This is a genomic window from Pararhodobacter sp. (assembly GCF_034676545.1).
Classification (GTDB): Bacteria; Pseudomonadota; Alphaproteobacteria; order Rhodobacterales; family Rhodobacteraceae; genus Pararhodobacter.
This window is the reverse complement of record NZ_JAUCBZ010000015.1, coordinates 2,785,795-2,802,735: the sequence shown is the minus strand read 5'-3', so window position 1 is coordinate 2,802,735 and position 16,941 is coordinate 2,785,795. Positions and strand designations below refer to the sequence as shown.

Sequence of the window (16,941 nt, the reverse complement as noted above, 5' to 3'; positions counted from 1 at the left end):
GAATTCCTGGCGGCAACGGGCAGAAAACCGGGCGGATGGGTCGAAAGCGGGACATTGGCCTTCATGCGAGTCCCGGAAACGACCCATCCGCCCCCGGGTTATTCCGTGTCGGTAAAAGCCCCGCGCGAAAGCCCGTGTTTTTGCATCTTTTCATACAGCGCCTTGCGGCTCAGCCCCAGCGCTTCATAGGTATCCTTGAGACTGCCTCCATGCGCCGTCAGCGCCGCCGAAATCAGCGATTTCTCATGATCGGCAACCTGTTCGGCCAGCGTCAGGTTGGTCACGCCCAAAGCCGCGGGCGCGCCGATGTCCAGATCCAGCCCCAGCGCAAAGCGATCCGCCGCATTGCGCAATTCGCGCACATTGCCCGGCCAGGCCCGCGCGGAGACCGCTGTCAGGATGGCACCGGGAATGTCGGGAGTCGGACGTTTGTACCGCGCGGCTGCTTCGCCGACCAGATGGGTGAACAGGCGCGGGATATCCTCGCGGCGTTCCTCCAGATCGGGCAATCGAATGGTCACCACATTCAAACGATACAGCAGATCGGGCCGAAACTCGCCGCGTGCCGACGCCTGTTCAAGGTCTTGCTTGGACGCGGCGATGAAGCGCACATCCAGTGTGATCGGATCATTCGAGCCCAGACGCGTGACACTGCGGTTCTGGATGGCGTGCAGCAGTTTGGCTTGCACGGGCTGGCTCATGCATTCGATTTCATCCAGAAACACGGTCCCGCCGCGCGCATGTTCGAATTTTCCAAACCGCGCCCGCAAGGCCCCCGGAAACGCGCCCGCCTCATGGCCGAACAACTCGCTCTCAATGAGATCGGCGGGCAGGGCGGCGCAGTTGATATGCACGAAGGGCTTGTCGGCGCGCGGGCTGGCGCGGTGCAGGGCACGCGCGGTCACTTCCTTGCCGGTGCCGGTGGCGCCCTGAATCAACACATCCGCATCGGTCGCAGCAATCGCACGCACCTGTTCACGCAACTTGACCATCACCGTCGAGCGCCCGGTCAAGCGCGCCTCGATCACATCGCGCCCGCCCACCTTCCGCCGAAGCGCGCGGTTTTCGAGCGTCAACCGCCGTTTGTCCAGCGCGCGCAGCACCGTAGAGACCAATCGTGAGGGCTCATAGGGTTTTTCGATGAAATCATAAGCCCCGTCGCGCATCGACTGCACCGCCAGTTCGACATCGCCATGTCCGGTGACAAGGATCACCGGGAATTCGGGGTCAATCTCCAAGGCGCGCGCCATCAATTCCAACCCATCGACGCCGGGCATGCGAATATCCGTCACCAGAATACCGGGGAAATCGCGCGCGACGCGTGCCAGCGCTTGCGTGGCCTCGGGGAAACAGGCAACCGTCAGGTCGGCGAGGTGCAAGGATTGCTCAGCCGCCATGCGCAGATGGTCTTCGTCATCGACAAACAGGATGGTTTCGGGTGTCATTGCGCAGCAACCTTTTGGGCAAGAGGGGGGTCGGCCAGCACCAGATCAACGGTGAACACCGCGCCCCCGTCGGGGTGATTGCGTGCCGCCAAAGTACCGCCAAAATCGCGCACGATGTTATACGAAATCGACAATCCCAGCCCCAGCCCCTTGCCGGGGATTTTGGTGGTAAAGAACGGATCAAACAACTGCGTCAGGCTTTCCTCCGTCAGGCCCGGTCCATGATCGCGAACCTCGACCCATTGCCGATCCCCCTGCGCGCGAACCGAAATCTCGATCCTGGGCGCGGCGTCGGTTTCCATCGCATCCAGCGCATTCGACAACAGATTGACCAACACCTGTTGCAGCCGCACCTGTCCGCCCATCACCAGAATATCCTCGGCGGCGCGGGTATAGTCGACCGTGGCCTTGGCGCTTTTGAGCTTGGCGTCCATCAGGGCCAGCGCATCATCGAGCACGGCATACAGCGGCACCGGCCCGATCTTTTCCTGCGGACGCCGGGCGAAATTGCGCAGGTGCTTGGAGATCGAGGCCATGCGATCGGCCATCTGCGAGATCAGCGTAACATTCTGACGCGCATCCTCGGGCCGCCCCCGATCCAGAAAGGTCACGGCGTTTTCCGCATAGACCTTGACCGCTGCCAGGGGCTGATTGAATTCGTGGCTCAGCGCCGCTGACATTTGTCCCAACGCGGCCAGTTTGCCGGCCTGAACAAGGTCATTCTGGGTCTTGCGCAAGCGCGCCTCGGTCGCCTTGCGATCCTCGATTTCCTGCACCAATTGCCGGTTGGCGTGGTTCAGGTCCGCGGTGCGCTCGGCGACCCGTTGTTCCAGCAACTCGCGGTGCAGCCGGATTTGCTCCAACCGCTCGACCAGCCGTCGGCGGCGTTGGATGAACAGGCCCGCAATGAGCGCCCCGAACAGGATCAGCAGGACCATCAGCGCCAACACGATCAACGCTTGCGCGCGCGCCGGGCCTCGGGGTTCCAGAATCGTCACGGTCCAACCGGCATCTGCGATCCGATGCGAGGCGGTGATGAACTCGCCGACCCCGGCGATGGAGATCAAATTGAAGCGATCGCCCAATGGGCGGGTCGCGGTTTCCAAGGGCAGGATGCGGTCCATCGGATATTGCCGTGTGGCCTCGATCTGCGCGATTGCAGCGTCGGACAGCGGACTGAGCGCGCGAAAATGCCACGCCTCGCGGTTTGACATGAACACAATATCGCTGCTGTCAGTGACAATGATATCGCTGGCGCCGCCACGCCACGAGGTCTCGAACCGGTCCACGGTGAATTTCAAGGCCACGACACCGACGATGCGCGCCCCGTCGCGAATGGGCGCCGCATAGAAATAACCGCGCTCCAACGAGGTGGTGCCCAAGGCAAAGTAGCGCCCCAGACCACCCTCGCGCGCCTGTCGGAAATAGGGCCGAAACGCAAAACTGCGCCCGATGAACGAACGTTCCCGGTCCGCGTTGCTGGCGGCAATGGTGAGGCCCGTCAGGTCCATGACGTAGATGTCGGATGCCTCGACAAATTCGGCGGTCTGGCGCAGTTCCTCATTGATCCGCGCCGCCAGTTCGGCGTTTCCGGGGTTGCCCAGCAAGGCGCGCAATTGCGGACGCTCGGCAATCAGGGCGGGCAGGGGCTGATACCGCCTGAGCGCCCCCTCGAGCGCCTCGACCGCAAGCGTCAGGGTCGCACCCGCCGCGCGACCGTTCTGGGTCAGGAACAGGCGCTCGATGCGGGGCAGGGCGAGAACGCTCAGACCAAGCGCAAACGCAACCACCACCGCCAACCCTTGCAAGGCGCGCCTGGTGACGGAGGGTTTGACAGGAGCATGGATCATGTGTCCGATTATGAAGCGCAGCACGGCGATTGCCTAGGGGCGTCTTGACAGGCGACAGGGCCGATACCTGTGTTAAACTGCCGCAAAATCCTGAGTAAACAGGCCAACCCTTGAGCGACTCGCAAGACTACCACCCGACGCGCAAGATCATTCATGTCGATATGGACGCGTTTTATGCCTCGGTCGAGCAGCGCGACAACCCCGACCTGCGCGGCAAGCCCGTTGCCGTCGGCGGGGCCGGGCCACGCGGTGTGGTGGCCGCCGCCAGCTATGAGGCGCGCGCATTCGGCGTGCGCTCGGCGATGCCCTCGGTCACCGCGCGGCGCAAATGCCCGGACCTGATCTTTGTGCGCCCCCGGTTTGACGTCTACCGCGAGGTGTCCAACCAGATCCGCGCCATCTTCGCCGAACATACCGCGCTGATCGAGCCCCTGTCCCTGGACGAGGCCTATCTCGATGTGACCGAGAATCACCACAATATTCCCACCGCCACCGACCTTGCCCAGAGGATCCGCAACCGGATCAAGGAGGTCACCGGGCTGAATGCCTCGGCGGGGATTTCCTATTGCAAATTCCTCGCCAAACTCGCCAGCGATCTGAACAAACCCAACGGTCAGGCGGTGATCACCCCGCGGCACGGGGAGGAATTTGTCGCGGCGCTGCCGGTTGGCAAATTTCACGGCGTGGGCCCCGCGACGGCGGCGAAAATGCAACGGCTCGGGCTGCATACGGGCGCCGACCTCAGGGCGCAATCGCTGGCGTTCTTGCAGCAAAACTTCGGCAAATCCGGCGGCTGGTACTACCGGATCTCACGCGGCATCGATGAGCGCGCCGTGCAGCCCCATCGCCAGCGCAAATCCATCGGCACCGAGGATACCTTCCTGGAGGACATCTTTGACCCAGCCAAAGCCAAATCCGAAACCGCAATCATGGCGGCGAAGGTCTGGCGCTCGCTTGCGGGCAAGACCTTGACCGCGCGCACCGTGACCGTGAAAATCAAATACGCCGATTTCCAGCAGATCACCCGCAGCCGCACCCTGTCGGTGCCGCTTGCCAGCGCCATTGAGCTGGAAACCCTGGCGTTTGCCCTGTTGGCACCCCTGTTCCCGACCGCCAAAGGCATCCGACTGATCGGCGTCACGCTCTCGACCCTGGATGATCCGGACAGCGCACCCGAAGAAAAGCCGGCAACTGTCACTGTGGTAAGGCGTCGTCGTGCCGTGGCGCACTGCAAGAACGCCACAACCCCGTGTGCCATAGGGCCGCCCGGAACCGCCTTGCTGCCCGCCAGAGTCGCCGCCGAGGGCGATGCCCGCCGAGCCTCCTCTTCATATCCGTACAGATCCTGTCGCAAGGCAAAATCCGGGGCGTGAAAACCGTCAAGGTTCCAGACCGGCAACCTTGGCCTTAAGCGCTTGAAAGCTGGCGCATCCTTTGGCGTGGCAGAGGCCAACGGCTCCGTCGCCGGTGACGGTGCCACCGGCAGCGTCGCCTCTGGTGCCGCATACCAAAGAGCGCGGCCTGAACATCGCTTGGCCCGCGCCCTGGTCAATCCACAACCCGCTGTGCGCGATGCGGCGCGTTGCGCGATGAACTGTCCTCGGTCAGTGCCGTGTTCGCGATAGTCACACCGACAAAAACGCCGAGAACCTCGGGAAACCACCGACACGCGTGCCGCCGCGGCGCCAGATTCGTATGTTGGTTTATGCGCCGACCTGATCAAAGCCGCCGGTAACTGCCCAAAGGCATGCCTCTCACCGCCGATGGTCCGGCCCGTCCCTCCCCGACAAGCGACCTGCGCCGTCAACAACGGCACAGCGCCCTGATTTCATCTTGCCAAAAATACTCCTTCAACGCCGCAACCCGGTGTGACGGCAGCCTACCATGCCTTGCCTGACGGTTTTTTTACTCCTAAACCCTTGCCAAATCGTGCACGAACCAAGGGATCAGACATGCAAAAAACCATCGTCAACAGTTGGAACGAATGGGATCCGCTCAAGCATGTCATTGTGGGGCGCGCCGACGACTGCCATATCCCGCCCCAAGAACCGGCACTTGATGCAAAAGTGCCCGAAGACAGTGACATGCGCGGCCAATGGGGGCGGCGTCCACAAGAGACTATCGACCGCGCGAATGAGTTGCTGGACAATTTCGCGTCACTGCTGCAAGCCCGCGGCATTCGCGTTGACCGCCCGACTCCGATCGACCATTCGAAACCCGCGACGACCCCTGATTTTCACACCGAAAGCCAGTTTGGCTGCATGCCGCCGCGCGATGTGTTGCTGACGGTTGGCTCGGAAATTCTTGAAGCAACAATGTCGTATCGCTGCCGCTGGTTCGAATATCTGAACTATCGGCCCTTGATGCAGCAATATTTTGATGAAGATCCGAAATTTCGCCACGAGAGCGCGCCAAAACCACGCCTGACCGACGCCGATTATCACCCTGATTACCTCTCTGACAAGATCGGCGTCGCCAAGCGCCTGCAATGGGCCGCCGAAAAATTCTTTGTCACCACCGAAGAAGAGCCGCTGTTCGACGCGGCCGATGTATTGCGTTTTGGCCGCGATCTGGTCGTGCAACATGGGTTCACCACCAACCAAAAGGGCATCGAATGGCTACGCCGCCATTTTCCAAATCACCGGGTTCATACGGTGAATTTCCCCGGTGATCCCTATCCGATTCACATCGACGCCACCTTCACGCCGCTGCGCCCCGGTCTGATCCTGAACAACCCGCAGCGCCGTTTGCCCGAAGATCAGCGCAAGATGTTCGTCGACAACGATTGGGAAATCGTTGACGCCGCCCAGCCCGCGCATAATTCACCGCCGCCGCTGTGCTATTCCTCGACCTGGCTCAGCATGAACGTGCTGGTGCTGGACCCGAAAACGGTCTGCGTTGAGGCCTCCGAGGTCTATCAGATGGAGCAAATGGACAAGCTGGGCCTTGAGGTGGTGCCCGTCGATCTGCGTGACGCCTATGCCTTTGGCGGCGGGCTGCATTGTTGCACGGCCGATGTTTACCGCGAAGGAGGTTGCAAGGATTATTTCCCCAATCTGTAAATGCAGGCCCGTAGGGTGCGTGCTTGCACGCACCGTCCGTCAGCGGAAAAACGGCGCAGCGCGGCGTGTCGCGCCGCGCGTTCTTGTCAGGTGATCACATCGGGAGCCGTGCGGCCGGTCCGCGCGGCGATCCCGGCAAGCGCCTCGACCGCCGTTATCACCGGGGCCAGCGCGGCTTGTGGGTCATGGCCGAACGCGCGCGGATCAAACCGCTCAAGATACACCCGCAGCGTGGCGCCCTCGGTGCCGGTGCCCGACAATCGCAGCACGGCACGCGCGCCTCCCTCAAACGCGATTTGTACCCCTTGCGCCGCCGCCACCGAGCCATCGACCGGATCCGTATAGCGGAAATCCTCGGCCCGGACGACCGTCAACCCCCCCGCGCTTTGGCCCGCCAGACCGGGCAACGCGGCCCGCAGCGCCGCCATCAGATCATGGGCGACCGCCGAGTCGATGGCCTCATAGTCGTGGCGCGAATAATAGGTGCGGCCAATTCGGCCCAGTGATCGTCCATCATCTGCGACACCGATTTGCGCGTGACCGCCAGAATATTGAGCCACAGCAACACCGCCCAGAGCCCGTCTTTCTCGCGCACATGGTCCGATCCGGTGCCCGCCAATTCCTCGCCGCACAGGGTCGCCATGCCCGCATCCAGCAAGGTGCCAAAGAATTTCCACCCGGTCGGCGTAGCATAGCAGGGCATACCGCGCGCCTCGGCCACACGGTCCACCGCGCAGGAGGTCGGCATCGACCGCGCCACGCCTTTCAATCCGCCCGCATAGCCCGGTGCCAGATGCGCATTCGCCGCCAAGACCGCCAAGGAATCCGAGGGCGTCACATATGCGCCTTTGCCGACAATCATGTTCCGGTCGCCGTCCCCATCCGAGGCCGCGCCAAAATCGGGCGCGTCGGCGGCATACATCGCCGCCATCAGATCCTTGGCCCAGACCGGATTCGGGTCAGGATGCCCGCCGCCAAAATCGGGCAGGGGGATCGCATTCACCACGCTGCCCGCCGGCGCCCCCAACTGGCGCTCCAGAATCTCGACGGCATAGGGGCCGGTGATGGCGTGCATCGCGTCAAAGCGGAGGCGAAAGCCGGTGGCAAACAGCGCGCGAATTGCGTTGAAATCAAACAAACGCGCCATGAGGGTTGCGTAATCGGTGACCGGATCGACGATTTCAACCGTCATATCTCCGACCTTGGTGAGGCCGATCATGCCCAGATCAACGTCGGCGCTGTCCGCGATCAGATAGTGGTCCAGCGTTTGTGTCGCCTTGAATATCGCGTCCGTCACGCCCTCGGGGGCGGGGCCACCGTTGCTGGTGTTGTATTTGATGCCGAAATCCTCGTCAGGGCCGCCGGGATTGTGGCTGGCCGACAGGATCACGCCGCCATCCGCCTTGCGCAGCCGGATCAGATGCGAGGCGGCGGGTGTCGAAAGCAATCCGTTTTGCCCCACGATCACCCGGCTTGCCCCGGACGCGGCCGCCATTTTCAGGATCGTCTGAATCGCACGGTCGTTGAAAAACCGCCCATCACCACCGACGACCAAGGTGCGCCGCGTGATGCCGCCAATGCCGTTCCAGATGCTTTGGATGAAATTCTCCAGATAGCCCGGCTGCATGAAAATCCGGGTCTTTTTGCGCAAACCGGAGGTGCCCGGTTTTTGTCCGGCGATGGGTTGCGTGGCGACGTGTGTGCTGGGCATTTATCGGGTCCTTCCGGCATGGTCCATGATGGTGGCGGTTTCCCCCAAGGTCGCGGCAGAAATGAGGCCAGAAATGGGAAATGGCAGGCGTCGGCACCAATTCGGGTGCTCGTAGACGGTGCCGGGCAGGTTGGCTTGCTCGACGGCGCCGCTCAGGTCTTCGCCTTGCACCGCGACCAGAGCGGATGCGCATCGCCCGAGGAATGCGTGCATCGTTGCCATATCCGATCCGCCGGCGATGGCGTCAAACCCGGCGACCTCGGCCCGTCGTGCCTGATGCGCGTGCTCCGGATCGTCGAGTTCGCCCAGTTGCGCCCGCCAATCAATGTCGCGCCCCTGACGCCAGCCTTGCCAGGTTGGCAGATCATGCGTACCCCAGCTGGCCAAGGCTGTCGGCGTATAGGCCTCCGCCGGCAGGAACGCACCGGTGCCCTCCCAATCGCGCTCGAACATGGCGACCCGGCACCCCATCACGCCCGAAGCATCCAAAGCGCCGCGCAATCCGTCGGGGATCGTGCCCAGATCCTCGCCGATCACCGAGGCTCCGGCGCGGCTGGCCTCGATGCGCAACACCGCCAGCAGCTCGTCGCGCGGCATGGTCACATAAAGGCCGGGCAAGTTGTCCGGCAGCCAGAAGCTGCGCTCCAGGCCAAGGATATGGTCGATGCGCAGCAAGCCGCAAAATTTCAACTGCTGGCGCAGGGTTTGGGCAAAAGCGGCATAGCCGGTGGCGCGCAGGATGTCGGGCCGCATTGGCGCAAGCCCCCAGCGTTGCCCGGACGGCCCCAGCAGATCTGGCGGCGCACCCAGGCTGACGCCCTGTGCGAACAACCCGCGTTCGGCCCAGGTTTCGGCACCTGCGGGATGCGTGCCGACGGCAATATCGAGGTAGAGCCCGAACGCCATGCCAGCCTTGCGGGCGCGCGCATGGGCCTGTGCCAGTTGCGTTTCCGCGACCCATTGCGCCCAGGCGTGAAACCGCAGCCGTTGCCGATGCTCGCGGGCAAAGCGTGCCACCTGCGGGCTGCCGGGGTCTTGATAGGGCGCGGGCCACGCCATCCAATACGCACCATGGGCTTCGGACAAGGCCTGATGCGTGACGAATTGCTCCAGCGCACCGCCACCTTCGCCACGCCAGGACTCAAAATCCGGATCACCGGCAAAGCTGGCAAACGCCTCTTCCAGGGCGGCGCGTTTGGCGCGGATCGAGGGGGTGTAGTCGATCAAGGGGCCGGTCTCGGGCATCGGGTGCCCGGTTTCCACATGCAACGTGTTCAGCCGCCGCCGATGCGAGGGTGCATAGGGGCTGAAATTGCCGGGGTCCGCGGGAAAGCCCGCGTGGATCGGGTTGATGCCGACGAAAGCCGCGCCCTTGGTGGCGACCCCTTCGGCCAGATCGGCCAGGTGCGCATAGGTGCCAAAACCGGATTGCGTGCCCTCCCACAGCGAAAACAGCGGCAGGGTCAGCCCCCAGCGTCGTGGTGGTGCGGGCAGACGGGCGGGCGCGGCGAGAAGGTGGATGGACCAGCCATTGTGCTGAATGCGGTGATAGCCGACCGGCAGCGCAGGCAGCGGGCCTTCGCCGGTGATTTCCTCGCCGTCCTCACGCGTCAGAACCCAGCGCCCGGGGCCCCAATCCTTGGGCTGCCCGGCCAGCAGCGCAAGGCTGGTCGATTGGTGCAAGGTCGCGGGCATTGCCGCGTCGCCATTGCCATAACCCAAGGCAGCCAACACGGCGCGGCGGCTGTCTTCGGGGGCCTCCTGCATTCGTCCCGCGCCGTCGCGGTAAACCCAGGTCAGCCCCGCCTGACGGCTCAGATCGTCGAGGGTGCTCATGCGTCGTCTTCCAGCACCAGCGCCGAAACCGAATGTGCAGGCACGGACATTTTGTCAAAGGCCATGCGTTCATTGGGGGCCTCGGGTGCGTAGGTATTGATCCGGCGCGACCAGATTTTGCCGTCTGGGGTTGGTGGCAATACGATATCTTGTGCACCGCCCGCGTTGAACACCAAGAACAATGCATACTCCAGGTCGGCATACTCCGGTGTGCCGCTGGCCGTGCGCATCTCGACGCACACAAAACTCAGGGCCGGATCCTCCCAATCCGAGGCGCTCATCCGGCGCCCCTCGGGATGCCACCACAGCACATCGGATTTTCCGTCGGAACTGCGCGCCTTGGAGTGCAGGAACAGCTTTTGCCGCAGGATCGGGTGGTTCTTGCGAAAGGCGATCAGGCGTTTGGTGAAGGCCAGCATATCGGTGTCGGCCTTGGCCCAGTTCAGCCAGGAAATCTCGCTATCCTGACAATAGGCGTTGTTGTTGCCCTGCTGGGTATGACCGATCTCGTCGCCCGCCAGAATCATCGGCGTGCCCTGACTGAGCAGCAAGGTGGCCATCAGATTGCGCCGCCGCAGCGCGCGCATCTGGTTGACCTGTACGTCGTCGGTAGGGCCGTCAAAGCCCATGTTGTCGGAATAGTTTTCCGAATGCCCGTCACGGTTGCCCTCGCCATTGGCGATGTTGTTCTTTTGGGCGTAGCTGACCATATCCATCAGATTGAACCCGTCATGGGCGCTGATGAAATTGATGCTGCTGGTCGCCCCGCGCCCCGAGTGGTCGAACTGGATCGCCGAGCCGGTGATCCGCGCGGCCAATTCCGGGGCCGGACGGTGATCCCGCCGCCAGAAGCGGCGCACGCCGTCGCGGTATTTGTCGTTCCATTCCATGAACGGATGCGGGAAGGCGCCCAATTGATAGCCGCCGGGGCCGATGTCCCACGGTTCGGCAATCAGTTTCACGCGGTTCAACACCGGGTCCTGACGGATCGCCGAGAAGAACGCCGAATTCGGTTGGAACCCGTCGTCATCGCGCGCCAGTGTCGAGGCCAGGTCAAAGCGGAACCCGTCGACATGCATGACCTCGACCCAATAGCGCAGGCTGTCCATCACCATGCGCAGCACCATCGGATGATCGAGGTTCAGCGTATTGCCGCAGCCGGTGTCGTTGATGTAGTGGCGCGGATAGGGGGCAAGACGGTAATAGCTTTTGTTGTCAATGCCCTTGAACGACAGGGTCGGGCCCAGTTCGCTGCCCTCGCAGGTGTGGTTATAGACCACGTCCAGGATCACCTCGATCCCCGCCGTATGCAGCCGGGCGACCATGTGTTGAAACTCGTTGATCTGGCCATGCGCCATGTATTTGGGTTCAGGCGCAAAGAAACCAAGCGTTTGATAGCCCCAGTAATTGGTCAACTTTTTCTCGACCAGCCAGCGGTCGGTGAGGAAGGATTGCACGGGCAGCAATTCAATGGCGGTGATGCCCAGATCGACCAGGTGATCAATCGCAGCATCCGAGGCCAGCCCCAGAAACTTGCCGCGATTGGGCGTGTTCATCAACTGCGTGAAGCCTTTGACATGGGCTTCGTAGAGGATGGACTCATTGGCGGATTTTGAGGGTGGCCGGTCATTGCCCCAATAGAAACTGGGGTCCTCGACCACGCATTTGGGCATGAAGCGCGCGGAATCGCGGGTTGAATAGGTCAGGTCCAGCGTTTTCGCGCCGGGATTGTAGCCGAACAACGCGTCGGACCAGCGCGGATGACCCGTGATGCGTTTGGCGTAAGGGTCGAGCAGCAATTTGTTGGGGTTGAACCGGTGGCCGTCCTCGGGCGCATAGGGGCCGTGAACCCGGTAACCATAGAGCTGGCCAGGACACAGGCCCGGTACGCGGCCATGCCAGACCCACCCGGTGCGCTCGGGCAGGAGCATGCGGTCGGTTTCGCGCATTCCATCGGAGGAGAACAGGCAGAGTTCCACCGCCGTCGCGTGTTCCGAAAAAATCGCAAAATTCACGCCGTCGCCGTCAAAGGTCGCCCCGATGCGGTTGTGTCGCCCGCGTTCCATGGTCAGTGTCATTCAGTGTCCTCGGGCGTCTGGGCGAACTTTGCATACAGGGCCGCATAGAGCGGCGCACTGGCCTCCCAACCGACCGGTTGTTTCATCGCATTGCGTTGCAAACGTTGATACACCGGCTTGTCGCGATACAGGTCGCACAGGGTCTGAAGCGCGTTTGCCAAGGCCGGCACTGACCCGGTTTCGTGGGTCAAGCCGGTCGCGCACCCGGCCATGATCGCGGCCGCATTCGCATGAATCACCGTATCCGCAAGCCCGCCGGTGCGCGCCACGACCGGCAGAGCGCCATAGCGCAGCGCGTAGAGTTGGGTCAGGCCGCAGGGCTCGAATCGTGATGGCACCAGCACCGCATCAGCCCCGGCATAAAGCCGGTGCGACAGCGCCTCGTCATAGCCGATCCGCACGCCGACCTGTCCGGGATGGGCCGCCGCGGCATTCAGCCAGGCGTTCTCCAATTTGCGGTCGCCCGAGCCCAACAGCGCCAGTTGCCCGCCGCTGCCGATCAGCGCGGGCAACGCCTGAAGCAGCAAATCGAGGCCCTTTTGATCCGACAGGCGCGAGACGACCACGCAAAGCGGGCCGCTGCCCGTCGCCAGCCCGAATTCGGCCCGCAGGGCGCGTGCGTTCGCGGCCTTGCCCGCCGGTGTCGAGAATGGCTTGATCGAGGGGTCGCTTGCCGGGTTCCAGACGCTGGTGTCTATCCCATTGAGAATGCCGGATAAATCTCTGCTCCGGGTGCGGATCACGCCCTCCAGCCCCATACCGAATTCTGCGGTGGTCAATTCGTGCGCGTAGGTCGGGCTGACCGTGGTCAAGGCCGTGGCGCGCGTCAACCCGGCCTTGAGCGCCGAGATATGGCCGTAATACTCAAAGCCGTCGATGGTGAACTCGTCCTCGGGAAGCTCCAGATCTTTCAGGCGGTTATACGCGGTCAGCCCGTGAAAGGCGATGTTGTGGATGGTCAGGATCGTCGGTTGGGTGGCCCCGGTTGCCGCCATGTAGATCGGCGTCAATCCGGCTTGCCAGTCATGCAGATGCACGACGTCCGGGCACCACCCCTGCACGCCCTCCGCCGCGATCAGGGCTGCGGCCTTGTTCAATGCGGCAAAGCGCAGATCGTTGTCCGACCAATCGTTCCCCTCGGCATCGAGATAGGGCGACCCCGCACGGTCGAACAACGTCGGCGCATCAAGGATCAGCAGGTCCAACCCCGCGAGGTTCGCGGCCAGTACGCGGGCGGGCAGGCCCAGCAGATCCGGGATCTCCAACACGGATTTGGGGCGTTTCACCGCCGCCATGACCGCGCGATACCCGGGGATCAGCGTGCGCAAGGTCCAGCCTTGGGTTTTCATCGCCGATGGCAGCGCCCCGACGACATCGGCCAGCCCGCCGGTCTTGATGATCGGCGCGCATTCCGAGGCAACCGCAAGCACCCGCCGCGTCACAGGGGTCGCGCGGCTCATAGCAGGTCGGCGCGTCGGTCGAGCATGCTCTGCGTGATCAGTGTCACCCCCCCCTCGCTGACCCGGAACCATTTGCCATCGTCCTCGGGATCCTGCCCGACAACCAACCCCTCGGGAATTTTCACACCCCGGTCGATGACGACATTTGTCAAATGCGCATGGCGTGAAATAGTCGCGTAGGGCAAGACGACGGCATGATCCAGTTTCGCATAGGAATTGGAATGCACCCCGGTGAACAACAGCGAATTGCGCACTTCGGTGCCGGAAATGATGCAACCGCCAGACACCAGCGACGACAGGGCCACACCGCGGCGGCTGTCCTCGTTATGGATGAATTTGGCCGGCGGCACGCTTTCGGAATAGGTCCAGATTGGCCAGTCGCGCTGCCACAAGTCCAGTTCCGGGTTGAAATCGGTCAGGTCGATATTGGCCTTCCAGAACGCGTCAATCGTGCCCACATCGCGCCAATAGGTCGCCCCGCCGGGTGTGTGGCGCACGCAGCTATCCTCGAACCGATGCGCCATGGCCTTGCCATTCCTGACCACTGTCGGGATGATATCGCCGCCGAAATCGCGGCTGGAGTTTGCATCATGCGCGTCGTCCATCAGCAATTGACGCAGGAATTTCCAGCGAAACACATAGATACCCATCGAGACCAGAGATTTGGTCGGATCGTCCGGCAGCGACGGCGGGTTGGCGGGCTTTTCGATGAAATCGGTGATGCGGCCCGAGTGGTCCACATTCATCACCCCAAAGGCCGAGGCCTCTTGGCGGTTGACCGTCAGACAGCCCACCGTGACATCGGCGTTATTCTCGACATGCTCGAGCAGCATGACCTCATAATCCATCTTGTAGATATGATCCCCGGCGAGGATAACAACGTAATCAATGTCATAGCTGTCGATGATGTCGATGTTCTGGAACACGGCGTCGGCGGTTCCCTCGTACCAGCCGGTTTCGCTGACGCGTTGCGAAGCGGGCAGGATATCGAGGTATTCGTTGCGTTCCGCGCGGAAAAAGTTCCAGCCGCGCTGACAATGCCGGATCAGCGAATGCGCCTTGTACTGCGTCGCCACCGCCATTTTGCGAATGCCGGAATTGAGCGCATTCGACAGCGCAAAATCAATGATCCGCGTTTTTCCGCCAAAATAAACGGCGGGTTTGGCGCGGTTGTCGGTCAGTTCCTTGAGCCGTGACCCCCGACCGCCCGCAAGGACAAAAGCCATCGCACGATTGCTGAGGCGGGTGGTTGGCGTGGTCATGGTATTTCCTCCGAAACTAGGAACAAGGTGGAGAGCGGGGGCAGGGTGATTTCCGCGCTGACCGGTTGACCGGCATGGGCGGGGCCGTCGGCGCTGACCGCGCCCAGATTGCCGCGATTGCCGCCGCCATAGAGACCGGCGTCGGTGTTCAGAACCTCGCGCCATTGGCCGCCCTGCGGCAGGCCCAGGGTCCAGCGGCGCTCGACCGGTGTGAAATTCGAGATCACGGCGACCGGCGGCTGGCCGTCCAGGCCGACCCGCAGCCAGGAGAACACGCTCTCGGCCCGCGCGGTCTGGTCGATCCAGGTGAACCCGGCGGGGTCGGTATCGCGCGCGTGCAGCGCCGGATGCGCTCGGTAGAGGGTGTTGAGATCGCGGATCAAGCGCTGCAACCCGGCGTGACCGGGATCGTTCAGCACCCCCCAGTCGAGTTGCGCGTCATGGTTCCATTCATGGCCTTGACCCAATTCGCACCCCATGAACAACAGCTTCTTGCCCGGATGGCCCCACATGAACCCGTAATAGGCCCGCAGGTTCGCCAGTTTCGCCGCGTGGTCGCCCGGCATCTTTTGCAGCATACTGCCCTTGCCGTGCACCACCTCGTCATGGCTGATCGGCAGCATGTAGTTTTCCGAGAACCCATAGACCAAGCCGAAGGTCATCAGGTCGTGATGGTGGCGGCGGTGGATGGGGTCCATTTCGATGTAACGGAGTGTGTCGTTCATCCACCCCATGTTCCATTTGAAGCCGAACCCCAGCCCGCCGTCATGCACAGGCCGCGTCACGCCGGGCCAGGCGGTGCTTTCCTCGGCGACGGTCATCAGGCCCTCGGGGCCTTCGCCGTAGCTTTGGGTGTTCATGTCCTTGAGAAAGGCGATGGCCTCGAAATTCTCGCGCCCGCCCTCATGGTTGGGCACCCATTCCCCCGCGGCGCGGGAATAATCGCGATACAGCATTGATGCCACGGCATCGACGCGCAAACCGTCCAGATGAAACTCGCGCAGCCAATAAACCGCGTTCGAGGACAGGAAATTGCGCACCTCGTTGCGGCCGAAATTGTAGATCAGTGTGTTCCAGTCGGGGTGGAAGCCTTCGCGCGGGTCGGCGTGTTCGTACAAGGCTGTGCCGTCGAATTGTGCCAGGCCATGCGCGTCGGACGGAAAGTGCGCGGGCACCCAATCCATCAACACGCCCAGGCCTTTGGCGTGCGCGGCCTCGATGAGGGCGCGGAAATCGTCGGGAGTGCCATAGCGGCTGGTGGGCGCATAGAGGCTCACCGGCTGATAGCCCCACGAGCCGCCGAACGGGTATTCGGTCAGCGGCATCAACTCGAGATGCGTGAACCCCATGTCATGCGCGTAATCGATCAGTTCAACCGCCGCCTCGCGATAGGTCAGTGGCCGCCCGTCGCGGTGGCGCCAACTGCCCAGATGAACCTCGTAAATGGAAATCGGCGCGGTGCGGGTGTTGTGCGCATCGCGGTTGGCCATCCAATCGGCATCGGACCAGTCATAGTCGCCCACCGCGCGGACAACCGAGGCGGTTTGCGGTGGATGCTGCGCGCCGAAGGCCATCGGGTCGGCCTTGAGCATCGGCGCCCCGTGCTGCGGCAGGATTTCATATTTATACGCTTCGCCCAAGGTGACACCGGGCAGGAAAATCTCCCAGAGTCCCGCCCCACGTCGCCGCATCGGCGCGCGGCGGCCGTCCCAGGCGTTGAAATCACCGACGACCGAAACACGCTGCGCATTTGGCGCCCAAACCGCAAAATGAACGCCCGCAACGCCTTGGTGGAGCATCGCATGCGCGCCAAGCGCCTGCCACAAGCGGCGGTGCGTGCCCTCGGCAACCAGGTGGAGATCCAGATCGCCCAGCACCGGGCCAAAACGATAAGGATCATCAAAGACCCAACTGCGCGTCCCATCGCTGCCGCGCAACTGATACTTGCGCCGCCGACCGATGTCGCCCGAGAAAACGCCACGTCCCAAAGGGCTTAGAGTGATCTCACCGCCAGGGGTCAGGGCGCTCAGGTTGGTGGCGTGGGGATCAAAGACCACAAGATGCCCGGTTTGCCCCCGGTATTTGGGGCCGAACACCGCAAACGGTTCAAAAACCCGCCCCGAGAGGATCGCCTCCAGGTCAAGGTTGGAAATTGTGCTCTTATTCTTGGAGTTTGCCCGATCCATGCACGTTTTCTGGCGCAGGACCGGGCGAAAGGCAATCAAAATGTTAACCCT

General features: G+C 62.7%; 9 protein-coding genes and 1 pseudogene. 2 read left to right on the top strand and 8 right to left on the bottom strand.

Annotation, left to right across the window (positions count from 1 at the left end):
- Positions 1–98 precede the first annotated feature (98 nt).
- Both VDQ28_RS17185 and VDQ28_RS17180 read right to left on the bottom strand, forming a co-directional pair.
- Positions 99–1,445 carry a sigma-54 dependent transcriptional regulator gene (locus VDQ28_RS17185; RefSeq protein ID WP_323037093.1) on the bottom strand — a complete coding sequence of 449 codons (1,347 nt, stop codon included), beginning with the start codon at positions 1,443–1,445 and terminating at the stop codon, positions 99–101.
- Positions 1,442–3,295 (bottom strand): ATP-binding protein, encoded by a 1,854-nt coding sequence (locus tag VDQ28_RS17180; protein WP_323037092.1) that lies wholly within the window; start codon positions 3,293–3,295, stop codon positions 1,442–1,444. Before VDQ28_RS17180 ends, VDQ28_RS17185 begins: the two co-directional genes overlap by 4 nt.
- A 110-nt stretch (positions 3,296–3,405) precedes the next feature.
- Between VDQ28_RS17180 and dinB the strand changes: the two genes are divergently transcribed.
- A complete protein-coding gene (dinB, locus tag VDQ28_RS17175; protein ID WP_323037091.1) occupies positions 3,406–4,668 on the top strand; it encodes a DNA polymerase IV in 1,263 nt (420 codons plus the stop codon).
- Positions 4,669–5,247: 579 nt separating this feature from the next.
- Positions 5,248–6,357 (top strand): serine/threonine protein kinase, encoded by a 1,110-nt coding sequence (locus VDQ28_RS17170; protein WP_323037090.1) that lies wholly within the window; start codon positions 5,248–5,250, stop codon positions 6,355–6,357.
- 86 nt (positions 6,358–6,443) lie between these two features.
- On the opposite strand, the pseudogene VDQ28_RS17165 reads toward VDQ28_RS17170, so the two are convergent.
- The 6 genes and pseudogenes from VDQ28_RS17165 to glgB form a co-directional block, all read right to left on the bottom strand.
- A pseudogene (locus VDQ28_RS17165) lies at positions 6,444–8,068 on the bottom strand (alpha-D-glucose phosphate-specific phosphoglucomutase).
- Positions 8,069–9,904, bottom strand: coding sequence for a 4-alpha-glucanotransferase (gene malQ / locus VDQ28_RS17160; RefSeq protein ID WP_323037089.1), 1,836 nt, complete (start codon positions 9,902–9,904; stop codon positions 8,069–8,071). It lies immediately after the preceding pseudogene.
- Positions 9,901–11,982 (bottom strand): glycogen debranching protein GlgX, encoded by a 2,082-nt coding sequence (glgX, locus tag VDQ28_RS17155; RefSeq protein WP_323037088.1) that lies wholly within the window; start codon positions 11,980–11,982, stop codon positions 9,901–9,903. The genes malQ and glgX overlap by 4 nt, the downstream gene beginning before the upstream one ends.
- Entirely contained in the window at positions 11,979–13,442 is a 1,464-nt protein-coding gene (gene glgA, locus VDQ28_RS17150; RefSeq protein WP_323037087.1) for a glycogen synthase GlgA, read from the bottom strand. The genes glgX and glgA overlap by 4 nt, the downstream gene beginning before the upstream one ends.
- Positions 13,439–14,704: a glucose-1-phosphate adenylyltransferase gene (glgC, locus tag VDQ28_RS17145; protein ID WP_323037086.1), complete on the bottom strand. Its 1,266-nt coding sequence runs from the start codon at positions 14,702–14,704 to the stop codon at positions 13,439–13,441. The genes glgA and glgC overlap by 4 nt, the downstream gene beginning before the upstream one ends.
- Positions 14,701–16,890 (bottom strand): 1,4-alpha-glucan branching protein GlgB, encoded by a 2,190-nt coding sequence (gene glgB / locus VDQ28_RS17140; RefSeq protein WP_323037085.1) that lies wholly within the window; start codon positions 16,888–16,890, stop codon positions 14,701–14,703. Before glgB ends, glgC begins: the two co-directional genes overlap by 4 nt.
- Between the last annotated feature and the right edge of the window lie 51 nt (positions 16,891–16,941).

Excerpts from the sequence above, each read along its gene's own strand:
- glgB (WP_323037085.1), bottom strand. The coding sequence starts at position 16,890 with ATGGATCGGGCAAACTCCAAGAATAAGAGCACAATTTCCAACCTTGAC.
- glgX (WP_323037088.1), bottom strand. The coding sequence starts at position 11,982 with ATGACACTGACCATGGAACGCGGGCGACACAACCGCATCGGGGCGACC.
- glgC (WP_323037086.1), bottom strand. The coding sequence starts at position 14,704 with ATGACCACGCCAACCACCCGCCTCAGCAATCGTGCGATGGCTTTTGTC.
- VDQ28_RS17185 (WP_323037093.1), bottom strand. The coding sequence starts at position 1,445 with ATGACACCCGAAACCATCCTGTTTGTCGATGACGAAGACCATCTGCGC.
- VDQ28_RS17170 (WP_323037090.1), top strand. The coding sequence starts at position 5,248 with ATGCAAAAAACCATCGTCAACAGTTGGAACGAATGGGATCCGCTCAAG.
- VDQ28_RS17180 (WP_323037092.1), bottom strand. The coding sequence starts at position 3,295 with ATGATCCATGCTCCTGTCAAACCCTCCGTCACCAGGCGCGCCTTGCAA.
- glgA (WP_323037087.1), bottom strand. The coding sequence starts at position 13,442 with ATGAGCCGCGCGACCCCTGTGACGCGGCGGGTGCTTGCGGTTGCCTCG.
- malQ (WP_323037089.1), bottom strand. The coding sequence starts at position 9,904 with ATGAGCACCCTCGACGATCTGAGCCGTCAGGCGGGGCTGACCTGGGTT.